The sequence below is a fragment of the Shinella sp. GW821-FHT10F02 genome, from assembly GCF_058809275.1.
Map to the genome: position 1 here is coordinate 65942 of NZ_JBXASL010000006.1, position 13710 is coordinate 79651.

Below are 13710 nucleotides of genomic sequence, written 5' to 3' on the forward strand. Positions count from 1 at the left end.
AAAAGGCAAACGAAAAGGCCGGGATCTCGCGATCCCGGCCTTTTTGGTTTGGTTGCCGTCCGGCTTAGCCGACGGCCTGCAAGGGGCGGATGGGGGGAGTGTCGCCGGCCTCGTGCTGGTTCCGGCTGCGCTGCAGCTCATCGGTCTTCTCGCTGAGGCAGCGGATGATTTCCTTCAGCTGCTGCTTCTGCTCTTCCGTGAGGACGGCGAAGATCGCCTCGATCATCTTGTGCTGCGGCTGCTGGGCGGCCGAAATAACGGTCCGGCCCATATCCGTAATGGAGACGATCTTGGCGCGGCGGTCCTTCGGGTCCGGCTCGCGCTTCACCAGCTTGTCACGCTCGAGCCCGTCGATTGCTTCCGTCACCGTGCGCGGTGCGAAACCGAGCGCGCAGGCAATGTCTGTCGAGCGCTGCGGGCCCTGACATTCCAGCAAAAGCAGGAACTTGCTGCGGGCGAGCGACACGCCTTCGTCCATCATGCACTCGTTCACCAGGCGGCTGACCTGATGATAGAGTTTGAACATGCCCTGGGAGATTTCTATCGTGCTAGTCATGAGGTGGAATATAGGTATTATGAGGGACCATGTCAAATGATCGTGAAGTTTTTCGGATAATTTGATCATAGATATTGAACGATGACTGTAAATGCGAACGGTCAGGCAACATGCGTTTTTCGCCTCTCTTCTCTGGCTTTTTCAGGGGAGGGTGATTTCTTTCCTGCATAACCCGGCCGGCGTTGCTGCAAGCATTGACCGGAAAGGGGCCTGAGGCGATTGTCCGGCCATGCCTTTCCGCTTCATTCACACGGCCGACCTCCACCTCGATTCGCCGCTCACCTCGCTCGCGCTGCGCAATGCCGAACTCGGCGATCTCGTGCGCGGCGCGACGCGCAAGGCGCTGGAGCGCATTGTAGACCTCGCGATTTCCGAACGTGTCGACGCCGTCATCGTCGCCGGCGACCTTTATGACGGCTCGCAGACCTCCATGGCGACGGCGCTGTTCCTGATGGGACAGATGCGGCGGCTGGAGGCGGCCGGCATCGGCGTCTTCCTCATCCGCGGCAACCACGATGCACAGTCGCAGATCACCCGCGAACTGACCTTCCCGCCGAACGTGCACGTCTTCGACGGCCGCGGAAAACCGGTGAAGGCCGGCACGCTCGAAAGCGGCCGCGAAATCCATGTGCATGGCGTCAGCTTCGCCCAGCCGCACGCGCCCGCCTCGCTGTTGCCGACCTTCCGCGCGCCGGTGCCGGATGCCGTCAATATCGGTCTCATGCACACCAGCCTCGCCGGTGCCAGCCGCCACGATCCCTACGCCCCCGTCGGCATCGCCGATCTTTCCGCGCACGGTTTCGACTATTGGGCGCTCGGCCATATCCACCAGCGCCGCGTGCATCTGGAAAAGCCGTGGATCGTCATGCCCGGCAATCCGCAGGGCCGCGACATCAACGAGGGCGGGCCGAAGGGCGTGACACTCGCGACGATCGCCGAGGACGGCACGATCACCTGCGAGGAACACCGGGTGGCCGTCGCGGTCTTCGAACGGCTGTCCGTCGATCTCACCGGTATAGACGAGTGGCCCGGCATGCTCGACCGCGTCGAGGCCGTGCTGGGAGAGGCGCGGGCGGCCGCAGAGGGCGCCCATCTCGTCGCGCGCCTGGCGCTCACGGGCGCCACGCCGCTCGCCTGGCGCCTGCGCCGGGACGAGGACCTGCTCACCGCCGAATTGCAGAACATCGCGTCCTCGCTCGGCGAATGCTGGATCGAGGCCGTGGAACTCGCCGTTTCCGTGCCGCTCGCGACCGCCGGTGCCGATGCCGGCCCGCTCACCGAACTGTCGCGCCTGATGCATGAGGATGTGGTGCAGAACCATGCCTATCGCGAAGAGCTGCGCGAGACGCTCGCCGACATCCTGCGTCAACTGCCGAAGGAAGCGCGCAGCCTGCTGGCACCGGACGAGGCGGCGGAAGAGGCGCTCTTGTCCGACCTCGCTTTGCAGGGCTCCGATGCCGTGATCGCCCGCCTCGGCGGCGAAAACGGGAGGGTGTGAGCGCATGCGCCTCGATCGCCTCGACCTCGTCCGCTATGGAAAATTCACCGACCGCAGCCTCGATTTCGGCGCCGCGCGGCCGGGCAAACCGGATTTCCACCTCGTGCACGGCCCCAACGAGGCCGGCAAGTCCACGCTGTTTTCCGCCTATCTCGACCTGCTCTTCGGCATCGAGCGGACAAGCACCTACGGCTTCCTGCACCCCTATGCGCTGATGCGCGTCGGCGGACAGTTTTCCGTCGGCGCCGAGCGCCACGAGGCCTATCGCCTCAAGCGCAACCAGGCCTCGCTCGTCGCCGCCGATGACCGTCCGCTGCCGGACACGCTCTTTGCCAGCGTGCTCGGCGGCATGGACCGCAACGCCTACCGCACCATGTTCTCGCTCGACGACGAGAGCATCGAAAAGGGCGGCGAGGACATTCTGAAGAGCGAAGGCGAACTCGGCTCCATGCTGTTTTCCGCCAGCTCAGGCCTTTCCGACATGGCGACCGGCCTAGCCGCGCTGAAGGCCGAAGCCGACGAATTCTACCGCCCCTCCGGCCGCAAACATGGCCTCTCCACGCTGAAGGCCGAGATCGAGGCGCTGGCGGCCGAGCGCAAGGCGCTCGACATTGCCGCCCGCGACTACGGCGCGCTGGTGCGCGACCGCGACACCGCCACCCGCCACCACGAGGAGGCGACGGCCGCTCGTGCCGAAGTGCGTACCGCGCTGGCGCAGATCGAGCGCAGCCTCTCCGCGCTGCCCTATCTCCGGCGCCTGCGGGCGCTGCGAACGGAACTCGGCGCCTACGACCTCGGCACGTCGCCACCGGCCACCTGGCGGTCTCTCACGGGCGAACTGGCGCGCGAGGCGACGGAAATCGCCGCGCGGGCCGAGCGGGTCACGGGCGAGCGCGAACGTTATGAGGACGAGCGCGACGGGCTTAACGAAGACGAGGCCGTGCTCGCGGCGGATGCGGACATTGCCGCACTCGCCGGCTCCGGGCTCGAAGCCCGCTTCCGCACCGCGGTGATGGACCTCTCTGCCCGCGAGGCCGAGCGCGACCGCGTCATAGCCACGATCGGCGCGAGCATCGCCGCGCTCGGCCTGCCGCCGGATACAGAGCCGGCGGACATCCTGCTGCCGCCCGGCCTCGGCGAAAAACTCACGGCCCTGCTGTCGCGGCGAACGGCGCTTGTCGAACGCTCCGAAACCGCCCGTCGCGAGCAGACCGAGGCGGAACGGACATTGGCTTCGCTTGGCAGCAAGGCGGGCGCCGTTTCCGATGCGGACGCGGCCAAGGAAGAGGAACTCGCAGCCACCCTCGGTGCCATCCTGCGCGCCGCCCGCACCAGCGATCTTCTGGCCCGTCTCCGCGAGGCCCGGCGGCTCACCGCCCTTGCCCGACAAGACGCCGATGGCGCGACAGCGCGTCTGGCGCCGTGGTCCGGCACGGCCAAGGCGCTGGAGGGGTTGTCCATCCCGGCACCTTCGGAATTCGAAGCCCTGCGCAAGCGATACGACGCAGCATCCGAGGCCTCGCGCCGGCAGCAGGAGCAGGTCGCGGCGCTGGAGCTGGAGGTCGCTTCCGCCCGGGCGACGCTCGATGCGCTTCAAAAGGCGACCGGTGCGGCGGGGGAGGAGCATGCCGGCCGCTTGCGGACGATGCGGGACGCCGCCTGGCAAAGACACCGCGCCGCGCTCGACGCCGATACCGCGACCGAGTTCGAGCGCGCCATGCGCGACGATGACCGCGCCGGAGAGACGCGCCTGCGCAACGCCGACCGCCTGTCGGAACTGCGGGTGCTCGAACGCACGGCGGCGGAAGGTGGGGCGCGGCTTGATGCGCTCGGCGGCGAAGCGCAGCGTCTGGAGCAGGAGAGGGCGGCGGTCGCGGCAGAGATATCTTCGCTTGCCCGCCGCTTCGACCTCCCCGACGAGACCACGCTGGCGGAGGTGACGGCCTGGCTGGAGCGGCGCGTGGTAGCGCTGGAAAAGCTCGGCGATCTCGCGCGGCAGACCATCGAAGCCGACCTCGTGGAGAACGACGCACGAGATGTGCAGGCCCGGCTCTTCGCCCTCCTGGGCAGCGAAATCCCCACCGGCACGCCGCTCGACGAGGTGCTGTTCCTTGCGGAAGACCGGCTGGAGGCGCTGAAATCGGCGCGTACGCAACGGCTCGCCGTCGCGGAGCATCTTGCCCGCGCCAGGACGGATGCGGAGGCGCGCCGGAAGGCGGTGGAGGAAACCGCCGCGGCCCTGGCCGCATGGCAGGAGACCTGGGACCGCGGGATCGCCGGCACCTGGCTCGCCACGGAGCAGGCGCCGGCCGAGCCGGAACGGCTTGCCGCAGCACTCCCCGCCTTGCAGGCGCTCGCCCAGAATGTCGAGCGGCGGCGCGAGTTCGATCACCGCATTACCGGCATGCGCCGCGACCAGCAGGACTACGGCAGCCATGCGCGCCGTCTTGCCGAGCGGCTTTCGGAGCCGTTCGATGCCGAGGACCCGCTCGCAGCCGTGGCCGGCCTTTCCCGGCGGCTCGCCGCGGCCAACGCGGTGCATGACCGGCGCGAGGCGATCGACAAGGCGCTGCTCCGCCTCGATGACGAGGAGAAGGTGCTGGACGAGCGCCATGCGGTGCTGACGTCGCGGCTTTCCGAAATCTACGCCTTCCTCGGCTGCGACAGTCTCGCGGAGGCGGATCAGCTGCTCGAAGCCTATCGCAAGCGCGACGACATTCTGGGGCGCATCGAGGATGCCGGGCGCGATCTCATGCAGCAGATGCGCGCCGGGACGGTCGACGAGGCGGAGGCGTGGCTTTCGGCGGTCGACGACGACCAGCTTGCCGCAGAGAAGGGCGACCTCGCCGTGCGGCTGGAAGAGCTCGACCGCGCGGTACAGGAGCATCATCTGGCGCGGGCGCGGGCGGAGGAGGCGCTGGCCAAGATCGCCGGCAGCGACGAGGCTGCGGTGCTGGAGGAGCGGCGGCGCACGGCGCTGATCGAGCTTGCGGAAAAATCCCGGCGTTACCTCGCGACCCGCGCCGGCGTCCTGGCGGCCGAGCAGGCGCTGCGGCTCTATCGCGAGCGCCATCGCAGCGCGATGATGGAGCGCGCCTCGAAGACCTTTCGGGACATCACGGGCGGCGAATATTCCGGGCTCTCGACGGTTTTGGAAAAGGACAGCGAGTTCCTCGTGGTCAATGCCGCCGCCGGCGGCTCGAAGCTGGCGAAAGACCTTTCCAAGGGCACGCGCTTCCAGCTTTATCTGGCGCTACGCGTCGCGGGGTATCACGAGATCGCCGCCAGCCGCGAGATCGTGCCCTTCATCGCCGACGACATCATGGAGACCTTCGACGACCGGCGCGCGCTGAATGCGCTCAAGGTGATGGGCGCCATGGCGACGGGCGGGCAGGTGATCTACCTGACGCACCACCAGCACCTGCGCGATCTCGCGCGCGAAGCCTGCCCGGATGTGGTGATCCATGAATTGTGAGGGCTGAAACGTCTGTCCATAAACGAAGCGTCAATGCCCAGAACTTGACTTGGCGGATGGTAAGTGGTTCTTGGCGCACCATCGGCACCGCTGCTTTGCACGGCGCCCCGCGTTGACCAGACGGACGGGCACGAAACGGACGGCATGACGAACAGGACCGGAAAAGAAGCGACCATGTGGGAGCGGGGTTTTGCGCCCGTCGGCTTCCTCGTGCTGCTCTTCACCCTGTTCCTCTCGCAGTTCTCGCTGCCGCAGAACGCTGCCACCGCAGGCCATCCGCAGCGTGCAGCCGCCGAAGGCGGCGTGGCACCATCGCCGCTCTCCACCACGGGCGACGAGCTGTGGTTTCCGGCGAGCGGCCATGCGGAACGGCGGGTTGCCAAGGCGAAGACCGGGCTTCCCGAGGGTGACGCGGCCGGCAAGGCGATCGTTCCGAGTGCCGGCCTGCTGCTCTATCCCTTTGAAATCGCCTCGTCAGGGGCATTCTTTGCTGTCGATGATGCTGCGCCGGCTCTGTCCGGCCATGCGGCGTTCCGCAGCCGCGCGCCTCCGGCTTTTGCCGCCTGAGGCCCTTTGGCGTTTCTGACGCCGCGCCATTCGATTGAAATTCCGATCCCAGCGGACGGCGCCGACTGATTCTGTCGCGCCCGTCCGTCAGTTTAAGTGGAACAACCCCATGAAAACCTCCAAATGGGCATTGTTGTTGTACACCGTGATCATCCTGTTCGGGGTGCTCGCGGCCGTACCCAACGTGCTGACGACTGAACAGCAGGCGACGTTCGGGCGATTCCTGCCCGCCAAGCCCGTCACCCTCGGCCTCGACCTGAAGGGCGGCTCGCATCTCGTGCTGGAAGTCGATTCCGCCGCACTTCGCAAGGCGCGCATGGACGTGCTCCTGAACGATGCGCGCGGTATCCTTCGCACCGCCGGCGAGCGCGCCTCGGCCGCCCGCCTCAGCGGCACGACGCTGACGATCACGCTGGCCGACCAGGCCGCGCTCGACAAGGTCCTGCCGGAAGTGCGCAAGCTCGCCGCGCCGACCACGTCGCTCGGCTTCGGCACCGGCTCCTCCGACATCGATGTCGAGACCTCCGGCACCGTCATCACCGTGGCGCTGACGGAAGCCGGCATCAACGAGCGCATGTCGGCCGCCGTCGAGCAGAGCCTTGAAATCATCCGTCGCCGCGTCGACCAGGTCGGCGTTGCCGAACCGCTCATCCAGCGCGTCGGCGGCGACCGCATCCTCGTGCAGCTGCCGGGCCTCCAGGACCCGACGCGCCTGCGCCAGCTGCTCGGCTCGACCGCGCAGATGAGCTTCCACATGGTCGACCAGACCGTGGACCCGAACAGCGTCGCGCCGCGCGGCGTCATGATCCTGCCCGGCGCCAACGACCCGAACAAATATGCCGTGGAAGAGCGCGTGGCGATCTCGGGCGACCGTCTTGCGGACGCCAAGGCCGGCTTCGACCAGCGCACGAACGAACCGATCGTCTCGTTCAGCTTCGATTCGACCGGTGCCCGCCAGTTCGCGGAAATCACCCAGGCGAATGTCGGCAAGCCTTTCGCCATCGTTCTCGACGGCAAGGTCTTGACGGCGCCCGTCATCCGCGAGCCGATCATCGGCGGCCAGGGCCAGATCTCCGGCAACTTCAACCCGCAGGAAGCGACCGTGCTTTCGGCGCTGCTGCGCTCCGGCGCGCTGCCGGCGCCGCTCACCATCATCGAGGAGCGCACCGTCGGTCCGAACCTCGGCTCCGACTCGATCCGCATGGGCCTCTATACCGGTTTTGCCGGCCTTCTCGCCGTCGTGGTGCTGATGCAGGTGCTCTACGGCTCCTGGGGCCTCATCGCCAATCTCGGCCTCGTGCTGCACACCGTGCTGACGATCGGCCTGCTCGGCCTCTTGGGCTCGACACTGACCTTGCCCGGCATCGCCGGCATCATCCTGGGCATCGGCATGGCGGTGGACGCCAACATCCTCATCAACGCCCGTATCCGTGAAGAAACGGCGGCGGGCGCCGGCGCCATGAAGGCGCTCGATGTCGGCTTCAACAAGGCCTATGCCACCATCGTCGACGGCAACATGACGACCATGGTCGGCATGATCCTGCTCTTCATGTTCGGCTCCGGCCCGGTGCGCGGCTTCGCCATCACCATGATCATCGGTCTCGCGATCTCGATGTTCACCTCGATCACCTTCGTGCGCCTGCTGATGCGCGAGGTGGTCATCCGCAGCAAGATGAAGAAGATCGACATCCATTCGCTGTTCGGCGCGGTGCCGAGCATCCCGACCTTCTCCTTCATGCGCGGCCGCTACATCGCCATCGCCATGTCGGCCTTCATCTCGACGAGCTCGGTCATCCTGTTCTTCACGCCGGGTCTCAACTACGGCATCGACTTCGTCGGCGGTATCCAGGTCGAGGCGACCTCCAAGACGCCGATAGACCTCGCCGTCGTTCGCGAGAAGATGGAGAGCCTGAACCTCGGCGAAGTGGCGCTGCAGGAATTCGGCCAGGGCACCTCGGTGCTCGTGCGCGTGCAGCGCCAGCCGGGCGGCGAAGAGGCGCAGTCGGCTGCCCTCCAGCAGGTCCGCGACGGCGTTGCGGCGGTGATCGCCGATGCGAACTTCGAGCGCACGGAAGTGGTCGGCCCGACGGTCAGCACGGAGCTTGCGCGTTCCGGCTTCCTCGCCGTCGCGCTCGGCATGCTGGCGATCCTGATCTACATCTGGTGGCGCTTCGAATGGCACTTTGCCGTGGGCGCCATCGCGACGCTGATCCTGGACATCACCAAGATGATCGGTTTCTTCTCGCTGATGCAGATCGACTTCAACCTGACGGCCATCGCCGCCGTGCTGACGCTGATCGGTTACTCGGTGAACGACAAGGTGGTGGTGTACGACCGCATGCGCGAGAACATGCGCAAGTACAAGTCGATGCCGTTCTCCGACCTCATCGACCTGTCGATCAACCAGGTGGTCATGCGATGCATCTTCACCTCGGTTGCCGTGGCGGCCTCGCTGCTGCCGATGGCGATCTGGGGTGGCGATACGGTCAAGCCGTTCGCCTGGCCGATGCTGTTTGGCGTCGTGGTCGCGACGACCTCGTCGATCTATATCGGCGGTCCGATCCTGCTCTTCCTCAGCCGCTGGTGGAAGGATCGCGACGCGACACGGGCGCCGGGCTCGGCAACCACGCCGGCAACCGAAGCTTGATACCGGAACGGGCGCCTTTGAGGCGCCCGTTTCGTTTCAGGGGAAGCGGGCGGGGCTGAAGGTCTCCGCCGTTATGCCCTCACGGGCCAGCAGTGCTGGCACCGGGTCTCCGGTGAGGAGGGCGGCTGCGAGGCTGCCGAGGGCGGGCGAGGTGAGGATGCCGTATCCGCCCTGTCCGGCGAGCCAGAAGAAGCTCGGTTCATCCTTGGCGGGGCCGATCACCGGCAGCCGGTCCGCAGAAAAACTGCGCATGCCGGCCCAGCTCTTGAAGACGCGGCGCACGCTCAAGGTCGTCGCTTCCTCGATATAGTGGGCGGCATAGGCGACGTCGAGCTCCTCCGGCTGCACGTCCGCCGGTTCGCAGGGCGTCTCGTCAGCGGGCGAGGCGAGCAGGCGGCCGCCCTCGGGCTTGAAGTAGAAGATGTCTTCGACCTCGTTGATCTCCGGCAGGCGGTTCGCGTCAATGCCCTCGGGCAGATCAACGGTGACCGCCGTGCGGCGATGCGGCACGATGCCGGCCGGTGCCACGCCGCAAAGCCCCGCGACCGTATCGGCCCAGCCGCCGGCCGCATTGACCAGCGTTCCGGCGGCGATTGTTTCGTCATCGGTCTCGATCAGCCAGCTTCCGCCGACCCGCCGGGCGCCGGCGAAGGAACGACTTTCGATTATCTGTGCGCCGTGGCGCCGCGCGTGGCGGGCATAGGCCTGCAACAGCGCGTCCACCTCGATATCCCAGTAATCCGGGTCGAAATAGGCCGCAGTGGCATAGGCGGGGTCGAGCATCGGCGCGCGGGCGAGCATGGCCGCCGCATCGAGCCATTCCACGGCCACACCGAGCGCCTTCGCTGCCTCGAAACGGGCACGCACCAGCGCTTCCTTGCCCTCCGTGCCGAGAATGATGCTGCCCCGGTCGATGAGCAGCGGCACAGCGGCAAAATCGTCCGGCGGCTGCGTGAGGAAAGCATGGCTGGCGCGGGCGAGCGCGTTCACGAGGGGCGGATTGTCGCGCAGCGTGAATTCGGCGGCCGAGCGGCCGGTGCTGTGATAGCCGAGCGCGCCTTCGCGCTCCAGCACGACGACGGAGCGGTGCGGGCTGAGGAAATAGGCGAGCGATATGCCGGCAATGCCGCCGCCGATGATTGCGATGTCGAACGTCTGCATGGCCGCCTCCACTGTCGTTGCAGGGACAGGCCTAAGCAAGCTTTCGACATTCTTCAAATTTATAGAGGTGAAGGTGGATATCAGCCGGATTGATGCGGCTCGCCCCAGCGCCACGGCGGCACCTCGGCCATGTGGGTGAGGAAGGCGCGCTCGGCCGGATTGAGCGCCGAACCGGGATTGGTGATGCGGAAGGTTTCGGCCACCGGCAGGTCGTCATAGGGCGGAAGCTGCCAGAGTTCGCCCGCCGTCAGGGCCACGCCGGTGAGGTGCGCCGGCAGCATGCCGATGCCCGCATTGGCCACCACGAGGCGCAGCACCTCCTCCACGTTGAAGGCGAGCGCGCGCACCTGCTGGCCGAAGGAGCCGACGGCGCGCACGGCCGTTACCGGCCCCATATGCGGCCCGCCCAGCACATCGGCGAGGAAGGAGACATAGGGTTCGCCGCGCAGGTCCTCCAGCCGCGCATCGAGCGCGCCGAACAGCCGGTGCCCGCGGCCGCAATAGAGCGCATAACGCTCGTAGCAGAAAGGCACCTTTTCCAGCCCCTCCGGAATGATGCCGTCGGAAAGCCCGAGGGTCGCCACGCCGCGCTCCACCGAGCGGATGACGTCGGTGGTCGTCTCGACCGTCACGCCGACGGTGACGCGCGGATGCAGCCGGAAGAAATCGGCGATGGCCCGGTCCCAGGCGGGGTTCATGGCGTGGCTCACCGAATGGATGGTGATATGGCCGGCAATATCCTCGCTGGAGGGCTGCATCGCCTCCGGCAGCCGCACGATGGCGGTAAAGATGTCGTGGCAGAGCGCATGCAGCCGCTCGCCGGCCTCCGTCAGCTCGAAACGGCCGGGGCTGCGGTCGATCAGCCGATGGCCGACCGATTGTTCCAGCCGCTTCAGCGCCATGCTGACGGCCGGCTGTTGCAGCAAAAGCCGGTTCGCCGCCCGCGTGATGCTGCCTTCCTCCACCACGACCACGAAGGTGCGCAGGAGGTTCCAGTCGAGATTGTGGGCGAAGCGTTCAAGGCGGTTTGTGGGCATGCACGTAGCTAGGACGGCGGAATGGGAAAAGGCAAGAGCCGAGGCGGAGGTCCGGTTTCACAACCCCTGCTGGATAAATGACTACCCCTGGTCGATGGCGCACGCTTTTCGACGGCAGTGGCTCGTTTTTACCGGAACCAAAAAGCCCGCAGGCGCATTTTGCCGGTCGAACGAAGGGGAAATTGCCATATGTGGGAACGGTTTAGCACCAGCGGGCTCGCGGGGTCATATCTCGATGACTTGCTGGCAGAAGGCGTCAACGCACGCATGGAATTCCGCCCCAGACGGGCGTTCGATCCCCATCCATTTCTGGTCAGTCTTGATGACGAGGGAGAAGCCGAAGCGTTTTTCACCCGGCCCATCGATGGATCGGCCATCGGGCGGTCGCCCCGCTTCGAGCCTTGATAGCGCAAACGAAAGAGACGGCCGAAGCCGCCTCGCTTTGGTGACAACCATCACCCACCCACTGCCGTCATCCTCGGATTTAACCCGAGGATCCACGCGGCACCCGCGGCTGTGGATGGTCGGGTCAGGCCCGACCATGACGGAGGAGAGGTTGGGCAGACTTTGTCATGAAGCCAAGGCGGCCGAAGCCGCCTCCCAATCCATTATTTCATCGTGTAGATGTCGATGGAGAAATACTTGTCGTTGATCTTCTTGTAAGTGCCGTCCTCGCGGATGGCCTTCAGGGCAGCGTTCAGCTTCTCGCGAAGATCGTTGTCGTCCTGGCGCACCGCGATGCCCACGCCCTCGCCAACGAATTTCGGATCGGTGATCGGCGTGCCGACCAACTCGCAGCAGGCCTTGCCGTCGTCGTTCTTGGTGACCCAGTCGAGCAGCGGGATCATGTCGCCGACCTGCAGGTCGAGGCGGCCGTTCGCCATGTCGAGGTTAACTTCGTCCTGCGTCGGATAGAGCTTGATGTCCGCATCCGGATAGACGGCCGCAACGTAATCCGCCTGCGTGGTGCCGGACTGGGCGCCGATCGTCTTGCCCTTCATGCCTTCATTGGTGAAATCGGTGAGGCCGGCGCCCTTCGGCGCGGCATGCGTCATGGCGGCGAGATAGTAGGGATCCGTGAAGGAAACCTGCTTCTTGCGCTCCTCGGTGATGAACATCGAGGCGATGATCATGTCGTATTTCTTGGCGACGAGGCCGGGAATGATGCCGTCCCAATCCTGCGCGACGACTTCGCATTCGACCTTCATCTTCTCGCAGAGCGCAAGGCCGATCTGCACGTCGAAGCCGTCAAGATTGCCGGCAGAATCCTGGAAATTGAAGGGCGGGTAAGCGCCTTCCGTGCCGATCTTCAGCGTTTGCGCGGAAGCCTGGGCGGAAAGGAGGGTGGAGCCTGCAAGAGCCAGCGCGAGCAGCATTTTTTTCATGGTCGTTCCCCTGTTCTGATTGTGACCAAGGGAACGGTAACGCGGCGCCGTGCATAAACGAAATAGATAGCCCTGATAGTCGCTATCATTTCAGTTTATGTTCACGCGGCTATGAAACGGGAGACGCCGCGCATGACCCCGCGCAGTTCCGCCAGCCCCTTCAGCCGGCCGATCAGCGAGTAGCCGGGGTTGATGCGCGCCTTGCCGATATCGTCGGCGAGCAGGTGGCCATGGTCGGGGCGCATGGGGATGCGCCAGTCGGCACGACCTTCCGCCTTGCGCCGCGCCTGCTCCTCCAGAAGCGCCACGACGACCTCCACCATGTCGGTCGAGCCATCGAGATGGTCGGCCTCGTGGAAAGACCCGTCCGGCTCTCGGGTGACGTTGCGCAGGTGGGCGAAATGGATGTTCGCGCCGAACTCGCGCACCATGGCCGGCAGGTCGTTGTCCGCCCTGACACCATAGGAGCCAGTGCAGAAGGTGAGGCCATTCGCGGGGCTCGGTGCCGCGGCAAGGATCGCGCGGGCATCTTCGGCGTTGGAGACGACACGCGGCAGGCCGAACAGCGAAAACGGCGGATCGTCCGGGTGGATGCACAGCCGCGCGCCGACCTCTTCCGCCACCGGCACGATCTCGCGCAGGAAAGCCGTGAGGTTGGCGCGCAGCGCCTCGGCGTCGATGCCCTGGTACTCTTCCAGCGCCTTGCGGAAGCCGTCGCGATCATAGCTGCGCTCGGTCGCCGGCAGGCCGGCGATGAGGTTGCGCTCGATCGTTGCCACCTGATCGTCATTGAGCGAGATCAGCCGGTCCTTCGCGGTGCGAATGGCCGCGGGCGTATAATCCTTTTCCGCATCCTTCCGGCGCAGCACCAGCAGGTCGTAGGCGGCGAAATCGACGGCGTCGAAGCGCAGCGCATAGCCGGTGGAGGGCATGCGGTAGAGCAGGTCGGTGCGCGTCCAGTCGCAGACGGGCATGAAGTTATAACAGATCGTCCTGATGCCGGCTTTGGCGAGCGCCCGGATCGTATCCTTGTAGGCGCCGATATATTTGCTGCGTTCGGGGCCGGCGATCTTGATCGAATTGTGCACCGGAATGCTCTCGACCACCGACCAGGTGAGGCCTGCGGCCTCGATCGCCGCTTTGTGGGAGAGGATGTCGTCCAGCGGCCAGGCCGAACCGTCATAGATGTGGTGGAGTGCGGAGACGATGCCGGTCGCGCCGGCCTGCCGGATATGGTCGAGGGTCACCGGATCCTTCGGGCCATACCAGCGAAAACATTCTTCCATCATCGTCATTCCTCCAGGCCCCAACCCCGGCGGTTGGATCACACGGGCAGGGGGTGCGCAAGGGGCGCGCCGGAAGATGACTCAATCTCTTCGAAAAC

The 13710-nt window shown here is 66.0% G+C and carries 10 protein-coding genes; 5 read left to right on the forward strand and 5 right to left on the reverse strand.

Going from position 1 to position 13710, the window contains the following annotated elements; translation table 11 throughout:
• Window positions 1–64 precede the first annotated feature (64 nt).
• Window positions 65–556: a MarR family winged helix-turn-helix transcriptional regulator gene (locus tag AC1RWL_RS19040; protein ID WP_369431685.1), complete on the reverse strand. Its 492-nt coding sequence runs from the start codon at window positions 554–556 to the stop codon at window positions 65–67.
• A gap of 229 nt (window positions 557–785) precedes the next feature.
• Between AC1RWL_RS19040 and AC1RWL_RS19045 the strand changes: the two genes are divergently transcribed.
• From AC1RWL_RS19045 to secD, 4 genes are all read left to right on the forward strand, one after another.
• A complete protein-coding gene (locus AC1RWL_RS19045) occupies window positions 786–2054 on the forward strand; it encodes a metallophosphoesterase family protein (protein WP_493096339.1) in 1269 nt (422 codons plus the stop codon).
• Window positions 2055–2058: 4 nt separating this feature from the next.
• The gene (locus AC1RWL_RS19050) at window positions 2059–5529 is read left to right on the forward strand and encodes an ATP-binding protein (protein WP_493096338.1); all 3471 of its coding nucleotides are present in this window, start codon (window positions 2059–2061) and stop codon (window positions 5527–5529) included.
• Between the two features lie 144 nt (window positions 5530–5673).
• Window positions 5674–6096 (forward strand): hypothetical protein, encoded by a 423-nt coding sequence (locus AC1RWL_RS19055; RefSeq protein WP_493096337.1) that lies wholly within the window; start codon window positions 5674–5676, stop codon window positions 6094–6096.
• A gap of 109 nt (window positions 6097–6205) precedes the next feature.
• Window positions 6206–8743 carry a protein translocase subunit SecD gene (secD, locus tag AC1RWL_RS19060; protein ID WP_493096336.1) on the forward strand — a complete coding sequence of 846 codons (2538 nt, stop codon included), beginning with the start codon at window positions 6206–6208 and terminating at the stop codon, window positions 8741–8743.
• Between the two features lie 36 nt (window positions 8744–8779).
• Here the strand turns inward: secD and AC1RWL_RS19065 are convergent, their stop codons facing one another.
• Both AC1RWL_RS19065 and AC1RWL_RS19070 read right to left on the reverse strand, forming a co-directional pair.
• Complete coding sequence (locus AC1RWL_RS19065) at window positions 8780–9904, reverse strand: NAD(P)/FAD-dependent oxidoreductase (RefSeq protein WP_493096335.1); 1125 nt, start codon at window positions 9902–9904, stop codon at window positions 8780–8782.
• A gap of 80 nt (window positions 9905–9984) precedes the next feature.
• The gene (locus AC1RWL_RS19070) at window positions 9985–10941 is read right to left on the reverse strand and encodes a LysR family transcriptional regulator (protein ID WP_492649004.1); all 957 of its coding nucleotides are present in this window, start codon (window positions 10939–10941) and stop codon (window positions 9985–9987) included.
• 189 nt (window positions 10942–11130) lie between these two features.
• Between AC1RWL_RS19070 and AC1RWL_RS19075 the strand changes: the two genes are divergently transcribed.
• Window positions 11131–11346 carry a hypothetical protein gene (locus tag AC1RWL_RS19075; RefSeq protein ID WP_493096334.1) on the forward strand — a complete coding sequence of 72 codons (216 nt, stop codon included), beginning with the start codon at window positions 11131–11133 and terminating at the stop codon, window positions 11344–11346.
• Between the two features lie 203 nt (window positions 11347–11549).
• Here AC1RWL_RS19075 and AC1RWL_RS19080 read toward each other — a convergent pair whose 3' ends face one another.
• Together AC1RWL_RS19080 and uxuA are read right to left on the reverse strand one after the other, a co-directional pair.
• Window positions 11550–12326 carry an ABC transporter substrate-binding protein gene (locus AC1RWL_RS19080; protein WP_435265282.1) on the reverse strand — a complete coding sequence of 259 codons (777 nt, stop codon included), beginning with the start codon at window positions 12324–12326 and terminating at the stop codon, window positions 11550–11552.
• A 101-nt stretch (window positions 12327–12427) separates the two neighbouring features.
• Window positions 12428–13612, reverse strand: coding sequence for a mannonate dehydratase (gene uxuA / locus AC1RWL_RS19085; protein ID WP_493096388.1), 1185 nt, complete (start codon window positions 13610–13612; stop codon window positions 12428–12430).
• Between the last annotated feature and the right edge of the window lie 98 nt (window positions 13613–13710).

Coding starts and splice junctions, on each gene's coding strand:
- AC1RWL_RS19040 (WP_369431685.1), bottom strand. CDS start 556: ATGACTAGCACGATAGAAATCTCCCAGGGCATGTTCAAACTCTATCAT.
- AC1RWL_RS19045 (WP_493096339.1), top strand. CDS start 786: ATGCCTTTCCGCTTCATTCACACGGCCGACCTCCACCTCGATTCGCCG.
- AC1RWL_RS19050 (WP_493096338.1), top strand. CDS start 2,059: ATGCGCCTCGATCGCCTCGACCTCGTCCGCTATGGAAAATTCACCGAC.
- AC1RWL_RS19055 (WP_493096337.1), top strand. CDS start 5,674: ATGACGAACAGGACCGGAAAAGAAGCGACCATGTGGGAGCGGGGTTTT.
- secD (WP_493096336.1), top strand. CDS start 6,206: ATGAAAACCTCCAAATGGGCATTGTTGTTGTACACCGTGATCATCCTG.
- AC1RWL_RS19065 (WP_493096335.1), bottom strand. CDS start 9,904: ATGCAGACGTTCGACATCGCAATCATCGGCGGCGGCATTGCCGGCATA.
- AC1RWL_RS19070 (WP_492649004.1), bottom strand. CDS start 10,941: ATGCCCACAAACCGCCTTGAACGCTTCGCCCACAATCTCGACTGGAAC.
- AC1RWL_RS19075 (WP_493096334.1), top strand. CDS start 11,131: ATGTGGGAACGGTTTAGCACCAGCGGGCTCGCGGGGTCATATCTCGAT.
- AC1RWL_RS19080 (WP_435265282.1), bottom strand. CDS start 12,326: ATGAAAAAAATGCTGCTCGCGCTGGCTCTTGCAGGCTCCACCCTCCTT.
- uxuA (WP_493096388.1), bottom strand. CDS start 13,612: ATGGAAGAATGTTTTCGCTGGTATGGCCCGAAGGATCCGGTGACCCTC.